The sequence below is a fragment of the Streptomyces sp. NPDC003011 genome, from assembly GCF_053591515.1.
On the sequence record NZ_JBSFTY010000113.1, the window covers coordinates 1 to 23,356 of the forward strand.

General features: G+C 74.4%; 27 protein-coding genes and 1 pseudogene. 17 read left to right on the forward strand and 11 right to left on the reverse strand.

Annotation, left to right across the window (positions count from 1 at the left end; genetic code table 11):
* The 10 genes and pseudogenes from ACWD0J_RS37025 to ACWD0J_RS37070 form a co-directional block, all read left to right on the forward strand.
* Positions 1-197: pseudogene (locus tag ACWD0J_RS37025) on the forward strand (hypothetical protein); the annotation flags it as partial.
* Positions 194-781 (forward strand): D-glycero-alpha-D-manno-heptose-1,7-bisphosphate 7-phosphatase, encoded by a 588-nt coding sequence (locus ACWD0J_RS37030; RefSeq protein WP_451500263.1) that lies wholly within the window; start codon positions 194-196, stop codon positions 779-781. The pseudogene ACWD0J_RS37025 and the gene ACWD0J_RS37030, both read left to right, overlap by 4 nt.
* Positions 778-1,785, forward strand: coding sequence for a glycosyltransferase family 9 protein (locus ACWD0J_RS37035; protein WP_451500264.1), 1,008 nt, complete (start codon positions 778-780; stop codon positions 1,783-1,785). The genes ACWD0J_RS37030 and ACWD0J_RS37035 overlap by 4 nt, the downstream gene beginning before the upstream one ends.
* Positions 1,782-2,732: a glycosyltransferase gene (locus ACWD0J_RS37040; protein ID WP_451500265.1), complete on the forward strand. Its 951-nt coding sequence runs from the start codon at positions 1,782-1,784 to the stop codon at positions 2,730-2,732. Before ACWD0J_RS37035 ends, ACWD0J_RS37040 begins: the two co-directional genes overlap by 4 nt.
* On the forward strand, positions 2,729-3,946 hold the full coding sequence (locus ACWD0J_RS37045; RefSeq protein ID WP_451500266.1) for a glycosyltransferase: 1,218 nt from the start codon (positions 2,729-2,731) through the stop codon (positions 3,944-3,946). The genes ACWD0J_RS37040 and ACWD0J_RS37045 overlap by 4 nt, the downstream gene beginning before the upstream one ends.
* Positions 3,946-4,530: a D-sedoheptulose-7-phosphate isomerase gene (locus tag ACWD0J_RS37050; protein ID WP_451500267.1), complete on the forward strand. Its 585-nt coding sequence runs from the start codon at positions 3,946-3,948 to the stop codon at positions 4,528-4,530. Before ACWD0J_RS37045 ends, ACWD0J_RS37050 begins: the two co-directional genes overlap by 1 nt.
* A gap of 1 nt (position 4,531) precedes the next feature.
* Positions 4,532-5,893 (forward strand): D-glycero-beta-D-manno-heptose 1-phosphate adenylyltransferase, encoded by a 1,362-nt coding sequence (gene rfaE2 / locus ACWD0J_RS37055; RefSeq protein WP_451500268.1) that lies wholly within the window; start codon positions 4,532-4,534, stop codon positions 5,891-5,893.
* Positions 5,890-6,843: a glycosyltransferase family 9 protein gene (locus ACWD0J_RS37060; RefSeq protein WP_451500269.1), complete on the forward strand. Its 954-nt coding sequence runs from the start codon at positions 5,890-5,892 to the stop codon at positions 6,841-6,843. Before rfaE2 ends, ACWD0J_RS37060 begins: the two co-directional genes overlap by 4 nt.
* Entirely contained in the window at positions 6,840-7,718 is an 879-nt protein-coding gene (locus ACWD0J_RS37065) for a glycosyltransferase family 2 protein (RefSeq protein ID WP_451500270.1), read from the forward strand. The genes ACWD0J_RS37060 and ACWD0J_RS37065 overlap by 4 nt, the downstream gene beginning before the upstream one ends.
* Positions 7,715-8,611, forward strand: coding sequence for a glycosyltransferase family 2 protein (locus ACWD0J_RS37070; RefSeq protein ID WP_451500271.1), 897 nt, complete (start codon positions 7,715-7,717; stop codon positions 8,609-8,611). The genes ACWD0J_RS37065 and ACWD0J_RS37070 overlap by 4 nt, the downstream gene beginning before the upstream one ends.
* Positions 8,612-8,738: 127 nt before the next feature.
* On the opposite strand, the gene ACWD0J_RS37075 is transcribed toward ACWD0J_RS37070, so the two are convergent.
* The gene (locus tag ACWD0J_RS37075; protein ID WP_451500272.1) at positions 8,739-9,047 is read right to left on the reverse strand and encodes a DUF3040 domain-containing protein; all 309 of its coding nucleotides are present in this window, start codon (positions 9,045-9,047) and stop codon (positions 8,739-8,741) included.
* Positions 9,048-9,463: 416 nt separating this feature from the next.
* On the opposite strand from ACWD0J_RS37075, the gene ACWD0J_RS37080 reads away from it, so the two are divergent.
* Together ACWD0J_RS37080 and ACWD0J_RS37085 are read left to right on the forward strand one after the other, a co-directional pair.
* The gene (locus ACWD0J_RS37080; protein ID WP_451500273.1) at positions 9,464-11,596 is read left to right on the forward strand and encodes a SpoIIE family protein phosphatase; all 2,133 of its coding nucleotides are present in this window, start codon (positions 9,464-9,466) and stop codon (positions 11,594-11,596) included.
* A 79-nt stretch (positions 11,597-11,675) separates the two neighbouring features.
* Positions 11,676-12,659 (forward strand): SDR family oxidoreductase, encoded by a 984-nt coding sequence (locus ACWD0J_RS37085; RefSeq protein WP_451500274.1) that lies wholly within the window; start codon positions 11,676-11,678, stop codon positions 12,657-12,659.
* A gap of 154 nt (positions 12,660-12,813) precedes the next feature.
* On the opposite strand, the gene ACWD0J_RS37090 is transcribed toward ACWD0J_RS37085, so the two are convergent.
* Positions 12,814-13,059: a hypothetical protein gene (locus ACWD0J_RS37090; protein WP_451500275.1), complete on the reverse strand. Its 246-nt coding sequence runs from the start codon at positions 13,057-13,059 to the stop codon at positions 12,814-12,816.
* Between the two features lie 95 nt (positions 13,060-13,154).
* Positions 13,155-13,463 (reverse strand): hypothetical protein, encoded by a 309-nt coding sequence (locus tag ACWD0J_RS37095; protein WP_451500276.1) that lies wholly within the window; start codon positions 13,461-13,463, stop codon positions 13,155-13,157.
* A gap of 175 nt (positions 13,464-13,638) precedes the next feature.
* On the opposite strand from ACWD0J_RS37095, the gene ACWD0J_RS37100 reads away from it, so the two are divergent.
* From ACWD0J_RS37100 to ACWD0J_RS37110, 3 genes are all read left to right on the forward strand, one after another.
* Positions 13,639-14,079, forward strand: coding sequence for an SPW repeat protein (locus tag ACWD0J_RS37100; RefSeq protein WP_451500277.1), 441 nt, complete (start codon positions 13,639-13,641; stop codon positions 14,077-14,079).
* A 365-nt stretch (positions 14,080-14,444) separates the two neighbouring features.
* Complete coding sequence (locus ACWD0J_RS37105) at positions 14,445-14,936, forward strand: DUF2243 domain-containing protein (protein WP_451500278.1); 492 nt, start codon at positions 14,445-14,447, stop codon at positions 14,934-14,936.
* Positions 14,933-15,763, forward strand: a complete 831-nt coding sequence (locus ACWD0J_RS37110) for a cytochrome c oxidase assembly protein (RefSeq protein ID WP_451500279.1) — start codon at positions 14,933-14,935, stop codon at positions 15,761-15,763. Before ACWD0J_RS37105 ends, ACWD0J_RS37110 begins: the two co-directional genes overlap by 4 nt.
* Positions 15,764-16,004: 241 nt before the next feature.
* On the opposite strand, the gene ACWD0J_RS37115 is transcribed toward ACWD0J_RS37110, so the two are convergent.
* The 8 genes from ACWD0J_RS37115 to ACWD0J_RS37150 all read right to left on the reverse strand — a co-directional run bounded on the left by ACWD0J_RS37115 (position 16,005) and on the right by ACWD0J_RS37150 (position 21,205).
* Positions 16,005-16,808: a phosphodiesterase gene (locus tag ACWD0J_RS37115; RefSeq protein WP_451500280.1), complete on the reverse strand. Its 804-nt coding sequence runs from the start codon at positions 16,806-16,808 to the stop codon at positions 16,005-16,007.
* Positions 16,781-16,996 carry a hypothetical protein gene (locus tag ACWD0J_RS37120; protein WP_451500281.1) on the reverse strand — a complete coding sequence of 72 codons (216 nt, stop codon included), beginning with the start codon at positions 16,994-16,996 and terminating at the stop codon, positions 16,781-16,783. Before ACWD0J_RS37120 ends, ACWD0J_RS37115 begins: the two co-directional genes overlap by 28 nt.
* Positions 16,997-17,071: 75 nt before the next feature.
* Positions 17,072-17,479, reverse strand: a complete 408-nt coding sequence (locus ACWD0J_RS37125) for a hypothetical protein (protein WP_451500282.1) — start codon at positions 17,477-17,479, stop codon at positions 17,072-17,074.
* Positions 17,480-17,528: 49 nt separating this feature from the next.
* A complete protein-coding gene (locus ACWD0J_RS37130; RefSeq protein ID WP_451500283.1) occupies positions 17,529-18,158 on the reverse strand; it encodes a hypothetical protein in 630 nt (209 codons plus the stop codon).
* Between the two features lie 76 nt (positions 18,159-18,234).
* A complete protein-coding gene (locus ACWD0J_RS37135; protein WP_451500289.1) occupies positions 18,235-18,978 on the reverse strand; it encodes a YqjF family protein in 744 nt (247 codons plus the stop codon).
* 129 nt (positions 18,979-19,107) lie between these two features.
* Positions 19,108-20,283, reverse strand: coding sequence for a zinc-dependent alcohol dehydrogenase (locus tag ACWD0J_RS37140; protein WP_451500284.1), 1,176 nt, complete (start codon positions 20,281-20,283; stop codon positions 19,108-19,110).
* Positions 20,280-20,744 carry a hypothetical protein gene (locus tag ACWD0J_RS37145; protein ID WP_451500285.1) on the reverse strand — a complete coding sequence of 155 codons (465 nt, stop codon included), beginning with the start codon at positions 20,742-20,744 and terminating at the stop codon, positions 20,280-20,282. The genes ACWD0J_RS37140 and ACWD0J_RS37145 overlap by 4 nt, the downstream gene beginning before the upstream one ends.
* Entirely contained in the window at positions 20,741-21,205 is a 465-nt protein-coding gene (locus ACWD0J_RS37150) for a DUF4383 domain-containing protein (RefSeq protein ID WP_451500286.1), read from the reverse strand. The genes ACWD0J_RS37145 and ACWD0J_RS37150 overlap by 4 nt, the downstream gene beginning before the upstream one ends.
* A 291-nt stretch (positions 21,206-21,496) precedes the next feature.
* On the opposite strand from ACWD0J_RS37150, the gene ACWD0J_RS37155 reads away from it, so the two are divergent.
* Both ACWD0J_RS37155 and ACWD0J_RS37160 read left to right on the forward strand, forming a co-directional pair.
* Positions 21,497-22,696 (forward strand): hypothetical protein, encoded by a 1,200-nt coding sequence (locus ACWD0J_RS37155; RefSeq protein ID WP_451500287.1) that lies wholly within the window; start codon positions 21,497-21,499, stop codon positions 22,694-22,696.
* 11 nt (positions 22,697-22,707) lie between these two features.
* The coding region (locus ACWD0J_RS37160) for a hemerythrin domain-containing protein (RefSeq protein ID WP_451500288.1) at positions 22,708-23,356 on the forward strand (649 nt) is incomplete at its 3' end.

The window sequence follows — 23,356 nt, forward strand, 5'->3', positions numbered from 1 at the left end:
GGTCAGGGCCGGATCGGTGTGCAGTCGGCACCGCCGAGTTCGCCCGGGCCCGGATCACCCCCGGGCCGCGCACCCGCGACGAGGTCACGACGATGCTCCTCACCAGCGCGCTCATCCCGCCCGCGGCGACCTGGCACTGGCTGAGCGGACTGTGGCGCCACCGTGACGCCCGCGCCTGGCGGGAGGTGGCGCCGTGAACCCCGTCAAGGCCGTGCTGTTCGACCGGGACGGCACCCTGGTCCACGACGTCCCCTACAACGGCGACCCGGACCTGGTGCGCCCCGTCGACGGCGCCCGCGAGGCGCTCGACCTGCTGCGCGCCCGGGGCATCCGCACCGGAGTCGTCACCAACCAGTCCGGCATCGCGCGCGGACTGCTCAGCGACGCCGACGTCCGCCGCGTCAACCAGCGCGTCGACGACCTCCTCGGCCCGTTCGACGTGTGGGCCGTGTGCGCGCACGGCCCCGACGAGGGCTGCCGGTGCCGCAAACCCGCACCGGGCCTGGTCCTGTGGGCGGCCGGGCGCCTGTGCACCGCGCCCGCCGACTGCCTGGTCATCGGCGACATCGGCGCCGACGTCGAGGCCGCGCGCCGGGCGGGCGCCCACGGCATCCTCGTCCCCACCCCGCAGACCCGGCCGGCGGAGACGGCGCGCGCGGACCACGTGGCGCCGGACCTCCTGACCGCCGTGCGCACGGCGCTGACCGGGTCGCCCCGGCACGGCGTCCCGGCCGCCGGACGGCCCGTCGACGCCGGCCACGACACCGGGAGGCCACGGTGAAGGCCCTCGTAGCCCGCCTCGACAACTTCGGCGACGTGCTGCTCGCCGGGCCCGCAGTGCGGGCCGTCGCCGCCCGCGCCGACACCGTCACCATGCTGTGCGGACCGCGCGGCGCGCCCGCCGCGCGCCTGCTGCCCGGCGTGGACGACATCCTCGTGTGGGACGCGCCCTGGGCGGGCTTCACGCCCCCGCCCGTCGGCCGCGGCGAGGTCGAGCTGCTCATCGACACCGTCGACGCCGACACGGCCCTGATCCTGACCTCGTTCCACCAGTCCCCGCTGCCCACCGCCCTGCTGCTGCGCCTGGCCGGGGTGGAGCACATCACGGCGGACAGCGAGGACTATCCCGGCTCCCTGCTCGACGTACGCCATCACCGCGCGCCGCACGTCCACGAGGTGGAGGCGGCGCTCGACCTCGCCGAGGCCGCCGGGTTCCCCCCGGTCGACGACGGCCGGCTGCGGGTGCTGCCGCCGCCTCCCACCGCCCGGGCCACCGGTCCCGGGCCGTATGTCGTGCTGCACCCCGGCGCCAGCGTCCCCGCGCGGGCCTGGAGTCCGGAGCGCAGCGCGGAGGCCGTGCGCGACCTGGCCGCGGCCGGGCATCGGGTGGTGGTGACCGGCGGGCCGGACGAGCGGGACCTGACCGCGTACGTCGCCGGCGAGCACGGTCTGGACCTCGGAGGCCGCACCGAGGCCCCGGAACTGGCCGGCGTGCTGGCCGGGGCCGACGCCGTCGTCACCGGCAACACCGCGCCCGCCCACCTCGCCGCCGCCGTCGGCACCCCCGTCGTCTCACTCTTCGCGCCGGTCGTGCCCGCCGAGCGCTGGCGGCCCTACGGCGTGCCGTACGTCCTGCTCGGCGACCAGCTGGCGCCCTGCGCCGACAGCAGGGCCCGGACGTGTCCCGTGCCCGGTCACCCGTGCCTGGAGTCGGTGACCGGACACGACGTGGTCGCCGCCGTCGAGAAACTCCTGACCGACGAGCAGACCGTGGGGGAGTCATGAGGATCCTGCTGTGGCACGTGCACGGGTCGTGGACCACGGCCTTCGTGCGGGGCCCGCACACCTACCTCGTGCCCGTCACCCCGGACCGGGGACCCGACGGCCTGGGCCGGGCCCGCACCTTCGACTGGCCGGACTCCGTCGTCGAGGTCGGGCCGGAGCGGCTGCGGGACGAGGACATCGACCTCGTCGTGCTGCAGCGTCCGCACGAACTCGACCTCGTCGACCGGTGGCTGGGCCGCCGCCCGCCGCTGGTGTACCTGGAGCACAACGCCCCGGACGGGAACGTCCCCGACACCCGCCACCCGGCCGCGGACATCCCCGGCGTCACCCTCGTCCACGTCACCCACTTCAACCGGCTGATGTGGGACAACGGGTCCGCCCCCGCCACCGTCATCGAGCACGGCATCGTCGACCCGGGCCACCTGTGGACCGGCGAGGTGCCCCGGGCCGCCGTCGTCGTCAACGAACCCGTGCGGCGCGGCCGTACCGTCGGCACCGACCTGCTGCCCGAATTCGCCGCCGTGGCCCCCGTGGACGTCTTCGGCATGGGCACCAGCGGCCTCGCCGGCCGGCTGGGCCTGCCGCCCGACCGGTGCCGCGCCGAGGAACTCGTCCAGCGCGAGCTGCACACCGCGATGGCCCGGCGCCGCCTCTACCTCCACCCCGTCCGCTGGACCTCCCTGGGCCTGTCCCTGCTGGAGGCGATGCACCTCGGCATGCCGGTGGTGGCGCTCGCCACCACCGAGGTGACCGAGGCGGTACCGCCCGGCGCCGGGGCGGTCTCCAACCGCCTCGACGTACTCAAAGACGCCGTACGGGACTTCCTCGCCGACCCGCTGCACGCCCGCACGGTCGGCGAGGGCGCACGCGCCGCGGCGCTCGCCCGCTACGGACTGACCCGCTTCCTGGACGACTGGGAGCGGCTGTTGAAGGAGGTGACCCGATGAGGATCGCCATGGTGTCCGAGCATGCCAGCCCGCTGGCGGCACTCGGCGGCGTCGACGCGGGTGGTCAGAACGTGTACGTGGCCCGGCTCAGCGAGGAACTGGCGCGCCGCGGCCACGACGTCACGGTCTACACCCGGCGCGACTGCGGCGAACTGCCCGACCGGGTGCCCCTGCCCGGCGGTGCCGTCGTGGAGCACGTACCGGCCGGACCGCCCGAACCGGTGCCCAAGGACGCGCTGTTCCCCTACATGCACGCCTTCGGCGCCTACCTGGCCGAGGTCTGGGGGCGCGAGCGGCCCGACGCCGTGCACGCCCACTTCTGGATGTCCGGCCTGGCCGCCCGGACCGGCGCCCGGCCCCACGGCATCCCCGTCGTGCAGACCTTCCACGCCCTCGGCACCGTCAAGCGGCGCCACCAGGGCCACGAGGACACCAGTCCGCCCGAACGCGTCGGCCTTGAGCGGCAGATCGGCCGCGGCTGCGCCCGGGTCCTGGCCACCTGCACCGACGAGGTCCTCGAACTGGCCGACATGGGCGTGCCGCCCCGACGGGTGTCCGTGGTGCCGTGCGGGGTGGACGTGGGCCACTTCCGCCCCGGAGCGCAACACCCCGGCACCCCGGGCCGCCGGGAACGGCACCGCCTGCTGGCCTGCGGGCGGCTCGTCCGCCGCAAGGGCTACGACCAGGCCATCCGGGCCCTCACCCGGATCCCCGACACCGAACTCGTCGTGGCCGGCGGGCCCCCGCCCGAACTGCTGGGCGCCGAACCGGAGGCGCGACGGCTGCTGGACCTCGCCGACCGGGCCGGCGTCGCCGGCCGGGTGCGGCTGCTGGGCGCCGTCGACCCGGCCCGGATGCCCGCGCTGATCGGCAGCGCGGACGCGGTGCTGTGCACCCCGTCGTACGAGCCGTTCGGCATCGTCCCGCTGGAGGCCATGGCCTGCGGCGTGCCCGTCGTCGCGACCGACGTCGGCGGCCACCGGGACAGCGTCGCCGACCAGGTCACCGGACGGCTCGTACCGGCGGCCGACGCCGAGGCGACAGCCGAGGCGGTCCGCGAACTGCTCGCCGACGACGGACTGCGCCGCCGCACGGGCGCGGCGGGCCGCGAGCGCGCGCTCGCCCGCTACACCTGGCAGCGCGTCGCGGACGGCGTCGAAGAGGTCTACCAACGCGTCACGGCACGTGACGAGATACCGTCGGAGGTGGCGTGATGAGTACAGAAGTGTCGTCGGTCGTCGGGCACTGCGACGAACTTCTCGGCGCGCTCAAGGAGTTCCGGGCCTCGGCCCACATCACCGAAGCGTGGGGCGAACGGCTCGTCGCCGTGCTCGGCGGCGGCGGCCGGCTGCTCGTCGCCGGCAACGGCGGCAGCGCGGCCCAGGCCCAGCACCTGACCGCCGAACTCGTCGGCCGCTACCGCGACGACCGGCCCGCCTTCTCGGCGATCGCCCTGCACGCCGACACCTCCAGCACCACGGCCATCGCCAACGACTACGGCGTGCACGAGGTCTTCGCCCGCCAGGTGCGCGCCCACGGCCGCCCCGGCGACGTGCTGATGCTGCTGTCCACCAGCGGCGCCAGCGCCAACCTGCTGTCGGCCGCCGACGCGGGACGAGCGGCGGGGCTGGACGTGTGGGCACTGACCGGACCGGCTCCCAACCCCCTGGCGGCGGGCAGCGACCAGGCCCTGTGCGTGAGCGCCGGATCCGCCGCGACCGTCCAGGAACTCCACCTGGTGGCGGTGCACATGGTGTGCGCGGCGTTCGACGCGGCACTGGAACGGAAGGGGAACTGACGTGTCCGGCAAGGCACCCCTCGTGGTGGTCGGCGACGCGCTGCTGGACCGCGACCTGACCGGCACCGCCGAACGCCTCGCCCCCGACGCGCCGGTGCCCGTCGTCGCCGACTGCGCGCAGCGGCTGCGTCCGGGCGGCGCCGCCCTCGCCGCGTACCTCGCGGCGCGCGACGGCCGCGAGGTCACCCTGGTCACCGGTCTCGGCGACGACCCGGCGAGCGGGGAACTGCGCCGGCTCCTCGGGCCCGAGATGAAGATCGTCGAACTCCCGCTGACCGGGGCGCTGCCGGAGAAGACCCGGGTGCTGGCGCAGGGCAGCCCGGTCGTCCGCCTGGACCGGGGCACCGGCCGTGTCCGCGAGGCCACCGACGAGGCCCGCGAGGTGCTCCGCTCCGCCCCCGCCGTGCTGGTCTGCGACTACGGGCGGGGCGCGGCGGACTCCCTGCGGGACGTTCTCACCGCGCGGCCCCCGCTGGTCTGGGACCCGCACCCGCGGGGCGGACCGCCGGTGCCCGGCACCCGGCTGGTGTGTCCGGCCCGTTCGGAGGCGCGCGCCTTCGCCGACCACCACGGCAACGGGAACTCCCTGCGGGACGCCGCCCAGGACGCCGCCGCGCTCGTACGGCAGTGGCGGGTCGCCGCGGTCGCGGTGACCCTCGGTTCGAGCGGCGCCCTGCTGTCGTACGGCGAGCACCCGCTGCTGGTGCCCGCCTCCGCCGCGCACCACGGCGACACCTGCGGCGCCGGGGACCGGTTCGCCGCCACGGCGGCCGGGCTGCTGGCCGGCGGGTCACTGGTCGGGGAGGCCGTGGAGGGCGCCGTGGCCGCGGCCACCGAGTTCGTCGGCGCCGGCGGGGCGGCAGCCGTCACGCGCGCCGACGGCACCCCGCAGGCCGTCACCGACGCCGCCGACGCCCGCGACCTGGTCACGCGCGTCCGCGCCACCGGCGGCACCGTCGTCGCCGCGGGCGGCTGCTTCGACCTGCTGCACGCCGGGCACGTCGGGCTGCTCCAGGCCGCCCGGCGGCTCGGCGACTGCCTGGTCGTCTGCGTCAACTCGGACGCGTCGGTGCGGCGGCGCAAGGGCGCGGAACGGCCGGTGAACCCGCTGGCCGACCGGATCCGCGTGCTCAGCGCCCTCGCCTGCGTCGACGCCGTCGCCGTGTTCGAGGAGGACACCCCGGAGCGGCTGCTGGGCGACCTGCGCCCCGACATCTGGGTGAAGGGCGGCGACTACTCCGGCGCCGAACTGCCCGAGGCCGCACTGCTCCAGGAGTGGGGCGGGCAGGCGGTCCTGCTGCCCTACCTCGACGGCCGCTCCTCCACCGCGCTGGTGGCACGGGTACGGGAAGGAGCCCGATGAGCACCCGCCCCCGTCTGCTCGTCCTGCGCGCCCTGGGCCTCGGCGACCTCCTCGCCGGGGTCCCCGCGCTGCGCGCGCTGCGCCGCGGTTTCCCGGACCACGAACTGGTGCTGGCCGCCCCGGAGCAGCTCGCCCCGGTCGCCGCGGCCACCGGAGCCGTCGACCGGCTGCTGCCCGCCACCGCCCCCGGCCGGGCCGTACCGCGCCGCCTGGACTGGACCGGCCCGCCGCCCGACATCGCCGTCGACCTGCACGGCAACGGCCCGCCCAGCCACCGGCTCCTGCAGTCCCTGCGCCCGAGCCGGCTGCTGGCCTTCGCGCACCCGGACACGCCCGAGATCGACGGCCCGCAGTGGTACGCCGAGGAACACGAACGGGACCGCTGGTGCCGCTTCCTGGAGGCGTACGGCATCCCCGCCGACGCCTTGGACCTGAGGCTGCCCCGCCCGGCGGAGCCGTCCCCGGCCCCCGGCGCGGTCGTCCTGCACCCCGGCGCCGGAGCGCCCTCGCGGTGCTGGCCCGTCGACCGCTACGCGACCGTGGCCACCGCGCTCCGCGCACGCGGCCACCGGGTCGTGGTCACCGGGGGAGCGGACGAGGGGGACCTGGTGGCCCGGCTGGCCAAGGAGGCACGGCTGCCCGACACCGACGTGTTCGGCGGCGGCCTGCCCTTCGGCCGGCTCTCCGCGCTCGTCGCCGAGGCCCGCGTCGTGGTCAGCGGCGACACCGGTATCGCCCACCTCGCCGTCGCCCACGCCGCCCCGTCCGTCACCCTCTTCGGTCCCGTCCCGCCCGGCCGCTGGGGCCCGCCCGCGCATCCGCGCCACCGGGTCCTGTGGCACCCGGGCCCGGACGGAGACCCGCACGGCAGCTGCACCGACCCGGTCCTGCTGCGCATCCGCACCGAAGACGTCCTGGACGCCCTCGACCCCCTCACCGACCCCTCATGAACCATGGATCCGTCGGCGTCGTCATCGCCACCCGCAACCGCGCGCCCTCGCTCGCCCGCACCCTCCACCAGGTCCTCGCCCTTCCCGAGCGGCCGCCGGTCGTCGTCGTCGACAACGCCTCCACCGACGGCACCCGCGACCTGCTCGCCCGCGACTTCCCCCAGGTCCGCGTGGTGAGCCTGCCGCGCAACGAGGGCGCCACCGCCCGCACCCACGGAGTGCGCGCCCTCGACACCCCCTACGTGGCGTTCAGCGACGACGACTCCTGGTGGGCGCCCGGCGCCCTGAGCCGCGCCGCCGGCCTCTTCGACACCCATCCCCGGCTCGGCCTGCTCTCCGCGCGCACCCTGGTCGGCCCCGCCGCCGAACCCGACCCGCTCAACGACGTGCTCGCCACGTCACCCCTGGGCCCGGCGGCCGACCTCCCCGGCACCCGGGTCCTCGGCTTCCTCGCCTGCGCCTCCGTCGTCCGCCGCAGCGCCTACCTGGACGTGGGCGGCTTCCACCCGGTGCTGTTCTTCGGGGGCGAGGAAACCCTGCTCGCCTACGATCTCGCCGCACGCGGCTGGGGCGTCACCCACTGCCCCGACGTGGTGGCCCACCACCACCCGGACCCGGCGCCCCGCGCCGGCCGCTCGGTCACCATGCGCCGCAACGCCCTGCTCACCGCGTGGCTGCGCCGGCCGCTGCCGCACGCGCTCGCCCGCACCCGCGACCTGGCCGGCGAGGCCCGCCACGACCCCCACGCCCGCCACGCCCTGCGCGAGACCCTCAGGCGCCTGCCCGCCGCCCTGCGTGCGCGCAGGCCGCTGCCCCCGCAGGTCGAACAAGCGGCCCGCACCCTGGACACCGCAGAGGTGGGAGCAACGGCATGACCGACCCCCGCACCACCGTCGTCGTCATCACCCACAACCGCCGCCCCGAACTCCTGCGCACCCTCGACCGGCTGGCCGAACTGCCGGAGCGGCCCCGGGTGATCGTCACCGACAACGCCTCCACCGACGGCACCGCCGACGCGGTCACCCGCCACCACCCCGAGGTGCTGCTGCTGCGCCCCGGCCGCAACCTCGGTGCCGTCGGCCGCAACCTGGCCATGCGCCAGGTGCACACGCCCTACGTGGCCTTCTGCGACGACGACTCCTGGTGGGCGCCCGGCGCCCTGTCCGGGGCCGCCGACCTGCTCGACCGGCATCCCGCGCTCGGCGCGGTCACGGCCCGCATCGTCGTCGAACCGGACGGCACCGAGGACCCGATCGTCGCCGAACTGCGCGACTCGCCCCTGCCCCGGCCCCGCTGGCTGCCCGGACCGGCCCTCGGTTCCTTCCTGGCCGCGGCGACCGTGCTGCGCGCCGACGCCTTCCGCGCCGCGGGCGGCTTCCATCCCCGGCTGTGGCTCGGCGGCGAGGAGGAGCTGCTCGCCGCGGACCTGGCGGGCGACGGCTGGTGGCTGACGTACGCCGACCATCTGACGGCCCATCACCAGCCGTCCGTGGTCCGGGACTCCACGCTGCGGCGGGCCCACGGCATCCGCAACACACTGTGGTTCACCTGGCTGCGCCGGCCGGCGGGGCCCGCCCTGCGCCGCACCGCGCACCTGGCCCGCACGGTCCCGCGCGACACCGTGTCCCTGCGTGCCTTCGCCGAGGCCGCGGCCGCGCTGCCGTGGGTGCTGCGCGAACGGCGGGTGCTGCCGGCGGAGGTCGAGTCCCGGCTGCGGCTGCTGGAGGACGCCCAACGCCGGTCGACCGCCCGCCGTTACACGGGCTGACCGTCCGCGAGGTGCTGAGCGGGGCCGCCCCCGACGCCGCCGGGCTCGGCGGAGCATGCCCTCAGCGGGCTCGCGACGGCGGCTCAACCGGCCGGCACCTTGGGGGCGTTCGCCCCGTGGGACACGCTCACGGCTCCGTCCACCGGCACAGCAGCCGGAACACCGCGTACAGGGTCACGGGCCAGACCACGGCGAAGGACCAGAGCACCGCCGGCTCCGAGGTGGCGATGCCGGCCGCCATGAGGACGACGGACACCACCAGCAGCACCGCGACGGTCCACGGATGCGGGCGGTAGCGCGCCACCCGGGCCACCACGGGCCGCGGGCGCCGGTCCAGCGCGCGCAGCCGCCGGTCCAGGCGGCGGTCGCGGCGCAGGGCACGCTCCATCTCGTCGAGGATGTGCTGCTCGTCGTCGCGGAGCGGACCGGTCGTCACTGTCTCTCCTCGTCGGCGGCCACCGGGGACGTGGCCCAGGTGCCCCGGAGCCCGCCCGGCTAACCGGCGGAGCCCGGGAAACAGGGGCTGGGGAGAGGCGCCGCGCCCCGCCCGGCTAACCGGCGGAGCCCGGGAAACAGGGGCTGGGGAGAGGCGCCGCGCCGTCTTCGGGCGAGCCCCGGGCGGACACCGTGATCCGGGCCCGCGCGGGAGCACGTCCGGCACCCGGTGCGCGCCGGGAGGTCCTCGGCTCGCGGGGCCGCCGACGGGGAACGGCGTGACGGCCGCTTTCCATGGGCGTAACGTCCTCATATGGGTGAGATGGGGTCCGTCCGGGGTGCGGGTGCCGCGCCGCCAGGGAAGCAGCGGCGCACCCGCGGCCGTCCGGGCATCCCCGGCGACCCGGGAGGTGCCTCGTGACCGGCAGGCGCGCTCCGGCCGACGGCACCCGCGAACTGGACGCCGTGTTCGCGGAGACGGTGCGCCGGACCGGCGCGTCCCTCGGCGCGCTGTACCTGCTCGCACCGGACGAGCAGGTGCTGTGGCTGGACGTGCTGTGCGGGGCGCCGGCCGAGTTCGCCGCACCGTGGGCGAGGGTGCCGACGGCCGCTCCGGCCCCGGTGGCCGTCGCGGTCCGTGAGGCCCGGATGGTGTGGGTGGGCAGCCAGGAGGAGATGGCCCGCTCCTATCCGCGCACCGCGATGGTGCTGCCCTACCCGCTGGCGCTGGTCGCGGCCCCGGTCACCGGCGCCCGGCGATGGGGAACGCTGCTGCTGATGTGGCCGGCCACCCGCCCGCCGTACATGACGGGACGGGAGCGGGGGCACATCGCGTCCCGGTGCGGGCGGCTGGCCCGGCTGCTGGAGGAAGCCGCCGAGGACGGCAGACCCCCGGCGCCGAGCGAGCAGCCGCGGGTCGTCCCCCTTGAGGACGGCCGCCGGTCCGTGGACCCGGCGACGGCCGTCGCCGACTTCGTGGAGCGCCTGCCCGGCGGAAGCTGTGCCGTGGACCTGGAGGGGCACTTCACCTACCTCAGCTCCGGCGCCTGCCGCCTGCTGGGCCGCGAGGCCGGCCAGCTGCTGGGCACGCTGCCGTGGCAGTCCCTGCGCTGGCTCGACGACCCCACCTACGAGGACCGCTACCGAGCCGCGGTGATCAGCCGCGAACCCGTGTCGTTCACCGCCTGCCGCCCGCCGGACCACTGGCTGGAGTTCCACCTCTATCCGGACGCCAGCGGCATCAGCGTCCGTATCGTGCCCAGCGGCGCGCAGCCCCCGCCCGTCCCGGCGTCCCGCCACTCCACGCACACCGTGACGCCGGCCCGCGCGGGCCGGCTGTACCAGCTCACCCATCTGGCCGCCGCGCTGACCGAGGTCGTCGGCGTCCAGGACGTCATCGACCTGGTCGCCGACCAGATCATGCCGGCCTTCGGCGCCCAGGGACTGGTCCTGTCCACCGCCGACGCCGGCCGGCTGCGCATCACCGGCCACCGCGGCTACACCCCCGACACCATCGAGCGTCTGGACGCCCTGACCCTCGACACCGACGTCACCCCGGCCGGGCGGGCCCTCAGCAGCGGCATCCCCGCCTTCTTCGCCGACCCGCGGGAGATGCGGCGCGTCTACCCCGAGGCACCGCTGATCAGCGGCAAGCAGGCCTGGGCCTTCCTGCCGCTGATCATCTCCGGCCGGCCCGTCGGCTGCTGCGTCCTGTCCTACGACCATCCGCACACGTTCCCCGCCGAGGAGCGCGCCGTCCTGACCTCGCTCGCCGGCCTCATCGCGCAGGCTCTCGACCGCGCCCGCCTCTACGACACCAAGCACGAGCTGGCGCACGGCCTCCAGCAGGCACTGCTCCCGCGCACCCTGCCCGCGGTCAGCGGCCTCCGGGTCGCCGCCCGCTACCTGCCCGCGACCCGGGGCATGGACATCGGCGGGGACTTCTACGACCTGATCCGGCTCGGGGACACCGCCGCCGCGGCCGTCATCGGCGACGTCCAGGGCCACAACGTGGCCGCCGCCGCGCTGATGGGGCAGGTCCGCACCGGTGTGCGCGCCCACGCGACCCCCGGCACGACGCCCGGCCAGGTCCTCGCCGGAACCAACCGGCTCCTGACCGGTCTCGACCCCGGCCTGTTCACCAGCTGCCTCTACGCCCAGCTCGACTTCGCCCGCCGCCGCGTCACCCTCGCCAGCGCCGGCCACCCGCCGCCGCTGCTGCGCCTGCCCGGCGGTGACACCCGGCCCGTCGACGTGCCGCCCGGACCGCTGCTGGGCATCGACCCCGACGCGGTCTACCCGCTGACCGAACTGCCGCTCACCCCCGGCCTGCTGCTCGCCTTCTACACCGACGGCCTCATCGAGACACCGGGGACCGACCTCGACGACTCCATCGCCGGCCTCGCCCGGCATCTCGCGCACGCCGACGACCGGGACCTGGACCTGCTCATCGACGAGCTGCTGCGGAAGACCAGCACGACGGCGCAGCGCACCGACGATCTCGCGCTGCTCGTGCTCCAGTACGGAACGGGTCGCCGACAGCCGAGATGACTCGGCGGTGCCGGGTACCCGTTCCGCCGCGGAGGCGGACACGAGGCGTCCGGCTCGGGCAGATCTGAGGAGGTACGAGATGCGGTTGCGCAATCAGGTGGTGGTGGTGACCGGAGCGTCCAGCGGAATCGGACGGGCCACGGCCGAGGCTTTCGCCCGCAAGGGATGCGCCGTGGTGCTGGCCGCGCGCCGCGAGGAGGCGCTGGAGGCGACCGCCGCGGAGTGCGCCAGGCACAGCGGGGCGCGGACGCTGGTCGTGCCGACCGACACGACGGACGTCAAGGCGGTCGACGACCTGGCGCGGCGTGCCGTGGAGGAGTTCGGCCGGATCGACGTCTGGGTCAACAACGCGGCCGTCAACGCCTTCGGCCGTTTCGAGGACGTGCCGCTGGAGGACTTCCGCAGGGTCCTGGACGTCAACGTGATGGGCTACGTGCACGGGGCCCGGGCGGCGCTGCGGGTGATGCGGCAGCAGGGGACGGGCACGCTCGTCAACATCTCGTCGATCGCGGGGGCCGTCTCCCAGCCGTACAGCCACCCGTACAGCATGTCGAAGCACGCCGTCCAGGGCCTCGGATCGAGCCTTCGGCAGCAGCTGCGGGTGGAGGGGGTGAAGGGCATCCATGTGTGCACCGTGATGCCCGCGACCATCGACACCCCGCACTTCGAGCAGGCGGCCAACTACACCGGGCGCAAGGTGGTCGCCATGCCGCCGGTCTACAGCCCCGAGCGGGTCGCCCGGGCCGTCGTGGACGTCGTCCGGCACCCGGAGCGCGAAGTGGTGGTCGGCCCGGCCGGCAAGGCCCTCGTACGGCAGGCCCGGAAGGCACCGGGGCGCGCGGAGCGGGTCATGGCACGGCAGACGGACAAGAGCCACCTCGATCACGACGAGGAGGCCCCGCACACGCACGGCGCGCTGCACGTACCGGCTCCCGGTGAGGGAGCCGTGCACGGTGGCTGGGGCGGACGGCGGCGTACCGCGATGCGCAGGACGGCCGTCGCCGCCGCGCTGGCGGGAGCGGCCGTGACCGCCGGCCGCCGGATGAGCCGGGCGGGCGCCTGACCGCCACCCGGCCGTGAGAGGCGAGCGGTTCGCCGTACGGCGGCCGGCTGTACGGCGAGCCCGCGCGAACACGACCGCCCACGACCGCCCGTGCACGGCGAGGCGCCCGAGGCCGACGACCTCGGGCCCCTCGCCGTGCACGGGCCGGCTCCGCTCAGCCGCCCTGTTGCCGCACTGTGGCGTCGAGGGTGGCCGCCACCGAGTCGGGGACGCTGGACGCCGACGGGTTGGCTTCCAGGCGCTGTCGCAGATCCCGGCCGGTCACGACGGTCAGCGCGCCGCGCCAGTCCTCCGAGTCCAGCTCCGGCCCCGCGACCACCTCGGCCCGGCCGCGGACCAGCACCAGCACGGCGTCGTCCTCACGGTTCAGCAGGTCACGCACATGATCACCAGTGATCATCGATCGTTTCCCTTCTTGTGTCTCTCGCCTTGCCCGTTCCCCGGCGCGCCCGTTCCCCGGCGCGCCCGGCGCGCCCCGGATGCCGTCGCGCACGCTCACGGCCGGGGGTCGACGCGGTGCCACCTCGGGCGGGCGTCGGTGCCACGGCGTCCGGCGACGGAGGCGCAGCGCGGGCACTGGCGCCGTACCCGGTCAGCGGCGCCACCTGATTCCGGGAAGGTGTCCAGCCAGCTGACGTGCGGGAAGCGGATCAGCTGGGAGCGGCTGAGGGACAGACCGCAGACGGTCTGGTTCATGCCCTGCTCCCAGGCGTGGACCTCGCCGGCGGGCAGCCGGTGCCGGCCCTCCTCCTCGTCGGTCCACTGTCCGGAGGCGGCGACGGTGTACTGCTTGACGCGTCCCATGGGGCGCCGGGTACCCCGCGGCTCGCGCCGTGAAGCGTGCGCCGTACCCGGCCCGAACAGGAAGGAACACCGTCGGACGGTTCGACTGCCGGAGGAGGGGGGTACTCGTGGGGCTCCACAGATCGGCCGAAACTTCCCGGAGGTGATGGGAGTGACAACCTCTCCCAGGTCGTCGATGGAAACCCATCCCGACATCGTCGCCATGCGCAACCGTCACGAGATGGCGGAGAGCGCCACCAGTACACCCAGGGCCCAGGCCATCGAGGCCATGGCCTTCCTCACCGGCGTGTACCTGGCGGCCTCCCCATGGATCGCGGGGTTCAACAACCTGACCGTCCTGACGGTCAACAACCTCATCGTCGGTATCGCCTACGCGCTGTTGATGAGCGGAGGCTTCGGCCGCGCTTACGAGCGCACGCACAGCATGGCGTGGGCGGCCTGCGCACTGGGTGCGTGGACCATCATCGCGCCATGGGCCGTCTCCGGTGACGTCAGCACCACCAGGACCATCTGGAACAACGTCATCGTCGGGATCATCGGCCTTCTGCTGGGCCTGGCCGCCAGCGCCGTCGCGAGCGAGAAGCGGTCGTCGCGGGCCGGTACGTCCGCCCGGTAGGGCCGGCGTACCGGGGCCGGTCACCTACCGGCCCCACGTGACGCCCGCTGTCCGAAGGCCCGGACCGGCCGCTCCGGTCCGGGCCGACGGACGTGGACGGGCATACGGGCCTCGACGGGCCCACAAGCTTCAGAACAGGTCTCGACCACCTGCGCGGCGGCGTCGAACACGGCGTCCTGATCCCGGACGGATCCCGGACGGATCCCGGACGGATCCCGGACGGATCCCGGACGCGTCCGACCCGTCCGTCCGGACGCCGCGCGTGGTGGCGCGGCACTGAGGAACGGACCCGACCCGCCCCTGGGTCCCGCACCCGTGCGCCCGGCGGCCGCCGGGCGCCCAGGAAGGAAGGCGAGACCGCCCGCATGAGTGCTTCAGCCTCCGCCCGGACCGACTCCGGTCCACGTCCGGAGACCCGCAGGTCCCTGGCCGTGTGCGCCCTGATCGGCCTGGCGGTCATGGCCGGGACCGACGAGATCGTCTTCCACCAACTCCTGGGCTGGCACCACTTCTACGACCGTTCCACGACCGACGTGGGCCTCTTCTCCGACGGTCTGCTGCACACCGCCGAGCTCCTGGCGCTCGTCGCCGGCTTCTTCCTCTACGCCGATCTGCGCCGCCGACGGGTCCTGGCCGCCGCCCACGCCCGCGCGGGTCTCTTCCTCGGCCTGGGCGCCTTCCAGCTCTTCGACGGGATCGTGGACCACAAGCTGCTGCGCGTGCACCAGATCCGCTACGGGGTGGACGTCACCCCCTACGACTGGGCCTGGAACCTCGCCGGCCTCGCGCTGCTGCTCCTCGGCTGCGCTCTGCTCGCGCGGGCGGCCCGCCGCACCCCGACGGAGCCGACGACGTGACGCAGGCCCACGTCCACCCCGTCCCCGTGGGCGCGGGCTGGCAAGACCTGGCGCAGGCAGCCGCCTCGACGGCCGCGGTCCTGGCGGCGGTCGGGTATCTGCTGGCCGCCCGCCGCCTGCGCGGACGGGGGGACACCTGGCCCTGGCCGCGGGACGCGGCGTTCACCGCCGGCAGCGGCGCGCTGGCCTGGGCGACGCTCGCCGAGCCGCCGGGCGGACCGTTCACCGCGCACATGACCCAGCACCTGACCGCCGGTATGGCGGCCCCGCTGCTCCTCGTCCTGGCCCGCCCGCTCACCCTGGCCCTTCGCACCCTGCCGCCCGGCCGGGTGCGACGGGGCCTGCTGGCGACGGCGCACGCACGGCCCGCCCGCCTCCTGCTCTTCCCCCCGCTGGCGGCACTGGTGGACATCGGCGGCCTGTGGCTGCTGTACCGCACCGGACTCTTCGCCGCCCTGCACGACCAGCCGCCGCTGTACGCCCTGGTGCACGCGCACGTGACGGCCGCCGGCCTGTGGTTCACCTTCACGGTCTGCCAACTCGATCCGGTGCGCCGCCGCTGGAGCCTCGCCGTACGCGCGACCACGCTGCTGGGCGTCGGTACCCTGCACGCGGTTCTCGCCAAGAGCCTGTACGCCACCGCGCCGCCCGGCACCGCCTTCGCCCCCGGCGACCTGCACACCGGCGCCCAACTGATGTACTACGGCGGCGACCTGGCCGAACTCGCCCTCGCCGGCACGCTGGCCGTCCAGTGGTACACCGCCACCGGCCGCGCCCATGCCCGCCGCCTGAGAGACCCGGCGTCGGCCGCGGCGGCGACCCGGTGACCCGGCCGCCCGCGTCGACGCCGCAGGAGTGGAGCGGGTGGAAGCGGGTGGAAGCGGGTGCGGGCTCGGGTGCCTCAAGACCGTTCGCCTTCATGGGCCTCGGCGTCCAGGGCGTCCCGCTTGCCGGCCGGTGTGCTCACGCTGGTCGGCCGTGGCGGGGACCGGAGGAACAGGTGCGGTGTGCCGGGCAGCGTGCCGACGGCCCGTTCGTCCGCTGCACGGGCTGTCCGACTCCACCGTCTCAACCGCCCTGGGATCCTTCCCGACGGCCGACGCGGGAACCCCGGTAGGCGGCGCGGCGGGTCGCGGCCAGCGTGCTGCCGGGGGTGAATCCGCCGGCGCTGTGCGCGTAGATGTCGAAGTCCAGGCTCTCGTCCTGCCGTACGGGCAGGGGAGCGCGTACCGTCAGGACGGCGAACGCACGCCAGGACCGGCCGGAGCCCTGCGCACACAGATCGAAGACGAGCGGGCCGGTGGCCAGGGCCCGGGTCAGACTCGCGGGGTCGCCGTGCAGCGCCCGACCGGAGCGGCGGGGGAACGCGGCCAGGACGCGAGAGCGGCCGCCGATCCGGTAGGAGAGCAGGCTGGAGTACGGGCCGCCCAGCGCGTCGGCGCGCGGCAACGGCAGACGGCGGCTGACCCGGCCCCGGCCGCTGCTGGTGAGCAGCAGGTCGACAGGGCGGCCGGGGCCCCCGGCGCCCTCCGCACGCACGGCGAGCCCGAGCCCGTCGGGCAGCCGGCGGGGCAGCCCGGCCGCTCGGGAGAGGCGGACCGTGGCGGGGTAGCGCGCGGGCGTGTCCAGCCATCTCGCGCCCCACGGTCCGGCCCCGTCGTCCACCACCTCCAGCTCGGCCGTGCACGTCAGCCCGTCCGGGTGCAGGGCCGGGGCCGCGCGCAGCCGGGCCAGCCGACGGAAGCCGGCCTCGACCGCGGCGACCGGCCACGGTCCCGGCGTCTTCCGCCGTCGCCGCTGCTCGTCGTCGGCCGGCCCGTCGGCGGACCGCGCCGCCACGTCTGTCACGGACCGGACCAGCCGCTCTCCCACGCCTTGCTCCCCTCCTTGTCCCGGTCGTCGGTGCCCTCGTCGGCGCTCTCGTCGTGGGCACCCTCACCCTCCGCCTGCGAAGGGGTCGTCCGGGCCACCTCACGAGGAGACGGCGTCTCCTGCTGCTGGTCCGGCGCGGTGTCCTGCTCCCGTTCGCCCTCCGCCTGGGAGGGGGTCTGCTCACTCACTGCGGGCCTCCTTGTCGGTGCTCGTGCTCGGTGGGGAGAACGTCGGGGAACGGCGGGGAACGGGAAGCCGGACGCTCACCGTGTGCCGCTCCTCGCCGCCCTGGTGCTCCGTACGGCGGCCGGGGACCGCAGCCACGCCGTGATCCACCCGGTCTGCATCGCCGCATCGAGCAGGTACGTCGGCCGGATCCGTCCCTTGGGCACGTAGACCAGATCGATGGCCAGCAGGGTCAGGGCGGTGCCCAGACCGATGCGGCGGGCGTGTGCCGGACCCTGCGGGTCCTCGGCCGCGGCGAGCTGGGCGAGGCCGGCGGAGACCAGCAGTCCGCCCGTCGTCCTCTGCAGCCACACGTCGGTCTTCGGCCCGAAGACCCACTCGAAGCTGCGCAGATGCAGCAGCGGCCACAGCCCGCCCACGACGTTGAAGGCGCCCTGCGCCACCGTCAGCATGTCCGCCGGTTCCGGCGTGTTCGCTCTTCTCATGAGGCCGTCCCTCCGTGTGGGCGGCCGAGTACCCCCACGCCGGACGTCCTCACGCAGTGGCCGGCGCCACGGTCGTGGTGACCCGGGTGAGGGCGGGTGTGCGCGGCACCGAACCGAAACCGAACCGCACGGGAGGGTCGACAGGTGCCAGTCCACCGAGGTCGTGGCCCTCGAAGACGGCCGACGCCGCGCGGATCGGCCGCAGATCCCGGGCGCCGTACCACTCCCTGCGCCCCGCACCCGCGCTGCCCCGGGTCCGTACGCCGGGCATCAGCACCCGGGCGGGGAGGTCCGTCAGCGCGCTCCACGCCGGGCGCGCGGCGAGCGCGCCGGGAACGGCCCGCAGGAGCATCCCGGGGAGTCCGCGGCGGCCCGCGGTGAAGCACAGGAGAAGGGAGCCCGCGGTGACCGTCCAGGTGTCGCCGACGACGCCCACCCCGACCGGGACGACCCGCACGGTGTCGAACACGTACGTGCCGCTGACGAAGTCCGCCGTCTCCCGGGTGGGGGCCAGCAGCAGCCTCTCCCCGTCGGCCCGCTCCAGCATCACGTCGCTGAACGGCCCGAACGGCGACCGCGGCCAGTGCCCGACGACGACACGCGTGCCGCAGGACGTTCCCAGACCCGCGATCCAGCCGTCGAAACGCATCCGCCCGCGCCGCCCGGCTCCGCTCAGCATCCGGCTCGTCCGTTCGCTCCCGACCGAGGGCCCCGGGCGAGAACCGACGGGGTGAGGCCCGCCGGACCGGCCGCGGTCACGAGGTCCCCGCCCCCCGGACACAGGGCCGGGAGACTCCCAGACGGACGTGCCGGACGCCCGGGGAGAAGTGCACGACGGGCTCGGAGTGCGGGGCGGGCAGGCCGGCCGCGGAGGTCAGCGTCTCCTCCAGCACCTCGACGGCGGCGTCGGCCAGCGGCCACGGCTCGTGCTCGACGGGCGTCTCCCAGACCAGGCCGAGCCGACGGGTGTACGCCCGCCAGCGCGAGGTCAGCCACACGTCCCGCGGCACCGGCCGGATCGGGTCACCCGGGCGCACGACCAGACGGTAGGAGGCCCCACCACCCCATCGCGCACCGGTGTACGAGACGGTGCTCCCGTCGCTCCCGTCGCTCCCGTCCGTGGAGACATCCAGCGTGCCGGGGTTGTACGGGGCTCCGATGGCGCGAGCCGCCAGCATCAGCGGGCAGGCCACCTCGATGGACAGGAACCAGAGTCCGTCCCGCCCGTTCCGGTGGCGGACGTAGGTCCGCAGGTTGGTCTCCGCGAACGTCGGGAGCCCGGGCACCGCGGCGGGTACGCCGTGAGGGCGCACGTCCGCCATGACGAAGGGCGTGAGTCCCACCCAGGCTTCGCCCTCGTACTCGTCCACGGTCAGTTCCCCGGGCAGCAACGCCTGCACCGCCTCCGGCGGGAAGGCCCAGTGCACGAACGTCTGGGTCGACCAGCCCGCCCGCAACGCCGGCCAGGGCACCCGCTGCTCCGCTCCGTACGCCACCACAGGCGGCGAGTCCCCCACGGCGGTCCGCGGAAACGCGGCGCTCAGGGCGGGACCGCGGCGGTCGTTCACGCGCGGTCCCGCCCGCGCTCAGGCTCAGGAGCGACGGCCGGGGGCGGGAACCGTGGCGCCTCATCCTCCCGGCCGGATGACGGCCCGCACGCAGCCGTCGTCCTTCTGCTTGAACAGGTCGTAGGCCCGGGGTGCCTCGTCCAGCGGCACGGAGTGGGTCGCCAGATGGGACGTGCTCAGTTCCCCGGCCGCCATCCGGTCGAGCAGCATCGGGATGTAGCGCTGGCCGTGCTGCTGGGCGCCACGCACGGTCAGGCCCTTGTTGATCAGCGCGCCGAGGGGGAACTTGTCCACCGCTCCGGCGAACACGCCGAGGATGAAGACCGTGCCGCCCTTCCGGCAGGCGTGAATGGCCTGCCGTACGGCGGTGGGACGGTCCGTCTGTAGCCGCAACTGCTGCTTGACCTGGTCGTAGGCGTGCACCGGACTGTCGCTGTGCGCCTCCATGCCGACCGCTTCGATGCACACGTCCGGGCCCCGGCCGCCGGTGCGTTCGCGCAGTTCCGCCCCGACGTCGGTGGCCGTGTAGTCGATGACCTCGCTGCCGATGTGACGCTCGGTCATCGCCAGCCGCTCGGGGATCCGGTCGATGGAGATCACCCGCTCCGCGCCCAGCAGGATCGCGGCGCGCGCCGCCATCTGGCCGACGGCCCCGCAACCCCAGACGGCGACCACGTCACCCGGCTTCACACCGGCGAGGTCGGCCCCCATCCACCCCGTCGGCACCGAGTCCGACACGAACAGCGCGCTGGTGTCGTCGATGCCCTCCGGCACCTTGAAGGCCCCGTAGTCGGCGAACGGGACGCGCACGTACTCGGCGTGGCTTCCGCGCAGTCCGCCCATGGCGTGCGAGTAGCCGAAGATGCCCCCGGTGTCGGCCCCGAAGAGCGCCTGTCCGATGCCGGGGTTGGTGTTGGTGTTGTCGCACAGGGACCACAGGTCGTGGGTGCAGTACCAGCAACGGCCGCACCCCACGAACGAGGACACCACCACCCGGTCACCCACGGCGTGCCGGCGCACGGCGGCACCCGTCTCGACGACCTCGCCGAGGAACTCGTGCCCGATGACGTCCCCGGCCCGCATGAAGGGGATGTAGCCGCCGATGAGGTGCAGGTCGGAGCCGCAGGTGGTGCCCGCGATCAGCCGTACGATCACGTCCTGGTCGTTGCGCAGGACCGGATCGGGCACCTCCTCGACGGCGAGCTTGTTCACGCCTTCCCAGCACAGGGCCTTCACAGCACTCCCTCCCCGCCCGCGCGCCGGCTCAGCAGTCCGACGAGCTTCCCGCCAGGGGTCTCGCGTGTGGTCGGCGGTGTGTCGGGCTGCATGACCTCTCCCGTCTCCAGCAGCGCCTTGGCCTCGCGCAGCGCACGGCGCAGCCCCTGGCGCGGGTCGTCACCGGTGAGCCGGGCGGGCACGGAGCGGGCCGTGTCCGGCCGCGGTTCCCGCAGGCGTACGGCCACTTCGGTACCCCGGTCACCGGGCGCGGGGCGGATCCGTGTCTCGATGCGGTCGCCGTACTCCTGCAACGGCGACGGCAGCTTCTCGGGCTGGACGGCGTCCGGTTCCAGGTTGACCGTCACCGCGAGCCACCGGTCCGCGGCCGGTGTCGACGGGCGGGTCCGGGAGCGCCGTACGGCGACGACGGCTCCGGCGCCGAGGCCTGCCGCGGTCCAGAGCAGTTTGCCGGCGGTCATCGGCGGCCTCCGCCGGCAGCGGTGGTGACGCGGCGGGTGAGCAGCACGCCCAGCGCGATCATGCCGATGCCGAGGACGAAGTGGAGCCAGTCGTCGGCGGTGTTCAGCGGCACGAAGTTGGCCGAGCTGTCGTGGCCCACCATGAGGCCGTACAGCCACAGCACGAGGTAGATCGCGCCCCCTGCCAGCAGGAAGGTCCCCGCCGCCGACGCGGTGCGGGACATGGCGACACCCGCCGCGCCGAACGCGAGGTGGACGAGGTTGTGCAGGACGGAGACCTGGAAGATCTCGAGGAGCTCGGCCCTCGACTCGTGCGAGGCGAACTCCATCGTGTCGTAGTCCGTGGTGACCCCCGGGATGAACCCGAGGACGCCGACCAGCAGGAACACCGCGCCCACCAGGAGCGCCGCCTTCTGGACGGGAGTACGGGATCTGTCCGGGGTGCGCGGGTGCGTCGTCATGGCAGCCGACCCTCTCTTCGCTGGCATCCAGGAACGCTTGCGCGCCGCGAGTACCCCGGTGCCATGGCGCGACCCGTCGAAAACCGGCTTCCTGGGCGGCGCCGGGGCCGCGCGGGGCCCTCGGGCGGTGCCGCCGGTCGGGTGACGGCCGGTGAGCGGATCGGCGGGGGAGACCGGGAGCGCTTCCCGCACTGTCAAGGATGGCTGCGGTTCCGCCCTCCATTTTCCGAAGAGTGATCTTCTTCTCGCGGGGGACCCTGCGACTCACCATCGACTGCCCAGGAGGCACAGATGACCTTCAATCCCCTGGAACAACGCGGTATCCCGCTGGACCGACAGCTCAGGAACTGGCGCGAACTGAACGTCACCCCCATCGACCCCGATCACTGCGACCCCTACACCCGCTGCCGCATCATCACGATGAACGGCATCGAGGTCGAGGCGATCATGTTCAGCCATCAGCTGGCCCGGAACACCGTCGATCCCGAGGTGAAACGCCAGTTGGCGCAGACCCGCTACATCGAGGCACAGCAGCAGAAAGTGGTGAACTGGCTGCTCCCCGGTGTGTCGTCGGTGCTGGAGACGACCATCGCCTACGAGCAGGTCGCGGTCGACCTCACCGCCTGGGTCGCCCGGATGGAGCCGGACCCGTACCTGAAGCAGGCGTACCAGTTCGGCGTCCTGGAGGACTTCGACCACCTGTACCGGTACGCGAACCTGTACGAGATGATCGAGCACCGCAAGGCGGACGCGATCGTCGAGGGCCTGACCGAGGTGATGCCGGGGCGGCCGACGAAGTTCCACCACCGCCACCCGGCCGACAACGTCCGCGATCCGTACGCCAAGGACGAGACGAACCCGTTGTCGAAGCTGCACGCGCTGACGATCATGTCGGCGGAGCAGCAGACCATGAACTTCTACATGAACACCGGCCCCACCTACATGGAGCCGATCGCCCGCCAGCTCTACCAGGAGATCGGCCTCATCGAGGAGGAGCACGTCACCCACTACGAGTCGCTGGTCGACCCGGGCGAGACGTGGTGGGAGCAGCTCGTCAACCACGAGTACAACGAGTGCTACCTCTACTACTCCTTCATGGAGCAGGAGAGCGACCCCAAGGTGAAAGCCATCTGGGAGCTGCACCTGAACCAGGAGCTGGAGCACCTGCACATCGCCTGCGACCTGATGCGCCGGCACGACGGACGCGACCCGGAGTCGGTCCTGGCGCCGCAGCTGCCCAACGTCCTGACGTTCGAGCCGAACAAGGCGTACCTGCGGGACCTGCTGGACACGCAGATCGACCTGACCACGCTCGGCGCCGGTTACGTGCGGGACGCGCACGAGCGGTTCGAGAAGATGCAGGAGCAGATCCACGGCGGCGAGGAGCCGCCCAGCGAGCGGGTGATGACGCAGCACGAGGAGATGTTCGGGCGTGAGTACCGCCTCGAGACCGAGGGCGAGCACCCCGACCCCGCCCTGCGCGAGAAGTGAGGAAACCAGCCATGGCTGAGACACGCACACCGCATGCCGGCGACGACGCCGCTCCCGACGTCGACGTGGTGGCCCTGCTCATGCGTCAGCACGGCGACATCCGCAACCTCTTCGACGAGGTCGAGGCCGGCCAGGGGGACGCCCGGCAGGAGGCGTTCCGCCGGCTGGTCCGCCTCCTCGCCGTCCACGAGACGGCGGAGGAGGAGGTCGTGCACCCGTTCGTCCGCCGCAACGTCCAGGGCGGCGACGCGGTGGTGGACGCCCGTCTGGCCGAGGAGCGCTCCGCAAAGGAGACCCTGAGCGCTCTGGACGACCTGGACACCGACGACCCCAAGTTCATGCCCCAGCTGCTGGCCCTGCGCACGGACGTCCAGGAACACGCCCGCGCCGAGGAACGCTACGAGTTCATCCACATCCGGCGCAGCGCCGACGCCGCGACACTCGCGTCCCTGGCCAAGGGCGTGAAGGCAGCCGAGGCGATGGCGCCCACCCGCCCCCACCCGGGCGTGGAGTCCGCCACGGCCAACATGGCCCTGGGCCCCGTCGCCGCGCTGATGGACCGCACCCGGACCTGTACGGAGCAGGACGCCCAGGAGGTCGATCTCGTTCCGACGCGCGCGCCGAAGAGAACCGGATCACAATCGGATCACGGAATCGCAT

What these genes read in the sequence shown, in the direction of transcription:
- ACWD0J_RS37040 (WP_451500265.1), top strand. Translation starts at nt 1,782, where the DNA reads ATGAGGATCCTGCTGTGGCACGTGCACGGGTCGTGGACCACGGCCTTC.
- ACWD0J_RS37070 (WP_451500271.1), top strand. Translation starts at nt 7,715, where the DNA reads ATGACCGACCCCCGCACCACCGTCGTCGTCATCACCCACAACCGCCGC.
- ACWD0J_RS37145 (WP_451500285.1), bottom strand. Translation starts at nt 20,744, where the DNA reads ATGACCGCCGGCAAACTGCTCTGGACCGCGGCAGGCCTCGGCGCCGGA.
- ACWD0J_RS37095 (WP_451500276.1), bottom strand. Translation starts at nt 13,463, where the DNA reads ATGGGACGCGTCAAGCAGTACACCGTCGCCGCCTCCGGACAGTGGACC.
- ACWD0J_RS37090 (WP_451500275.1), bottom strand. Translation starts at nt 13,059, where the DNA reads ATGATCACTGGTGATCATGTGCGTGACCTGCTGAACCGTGAGGACGAC.
- ACWD0J_RS37060 (WP_451500269.1), top strand. Translation starts at nt 5,890, where the DNA reads ATGAGCACCCGCCCCCGTCTGCTCGTCCTGCGCGCCCTGGGCCTCGGC.
- ACWD0J_RS37150 (WP_451500286.1), bottom strand. Translation starts at nt 21,205, where the DNA reads ATGACGACGCACCCGCGCACCCCGGACAGATCCCGTACTCCCGTCCAG.
- ACWD0J_RS37100 (WP_451500277.1), top strand. Translation starts at nt 13,639, where the DNA reads ATGGAAACCCATCCCGACATCGTCGCCATGCGCAACCGTCACGAGATG.
- ACWD0J_RS37045 (WP_451500266.1), top strand. Translation starts at nt 2,729, where the DNA reads ATGAGGATCGCCATGGTGTCCGAGCATGCCAGCCCGCTGGCGGCACTC.
- ACWD0J_RS37155 (WP_451500287.1), top strand. Translation starts at nt 21,497, where the DNA reads ATGACCTTCAATCCCCTGGAACAACGCGGTATCCCGCTGGACCGACAG.
- ACWD0J_RS37105 (WP_451500278.1), top strand. Translation starts at nt 14,445, where the DNA reads ATGAGTGCTTCAGCCTCCGCCCGGACCGACTCCGGTCCACGTCCGGAG.
- ACWD0J_RS37085 (WP_451500274.1), top strand. Translation starts at nt 11,676, where the DNA reads ATGCGGTTGCGCAATCAGGTGGTGGTGGTGACCGGAGCGTCCAGCGGA.
- ACWD0J_RS37050 (WP_451500267.1), top strand. Translation starts at nt 3,946, where the DNA reads ATGAGTACAGAAGTGTCGTCGGTCGTCGGGCACTGCGACGAACTTCTC.
- ACWD0J_RS37130 (WP_451500283.1), bottom strand. Translation starts at nt 18,158, where the DNA reads ATGCTGAGCGGAGCCGGGCGGCGCGGGCGGATGCGTTTCGACGGCTGG.
- ACWD0J_RS37065 (WP_451500270.1), top strand. Translation starts at nt 6,840, where the DNA reads ATGAACCATGGATCCGTCGGCGTCGTCATCGCCACCCGCAACCGCGCG.
- ACWD0J_RS37125 (WP_451500282.1), bottom strand. Translation starts at nt 17,479, where the DNA reads ATGAGAAGAGCGAACACGCCGGAACCGGCGGACATGCTGACGGTGGCG.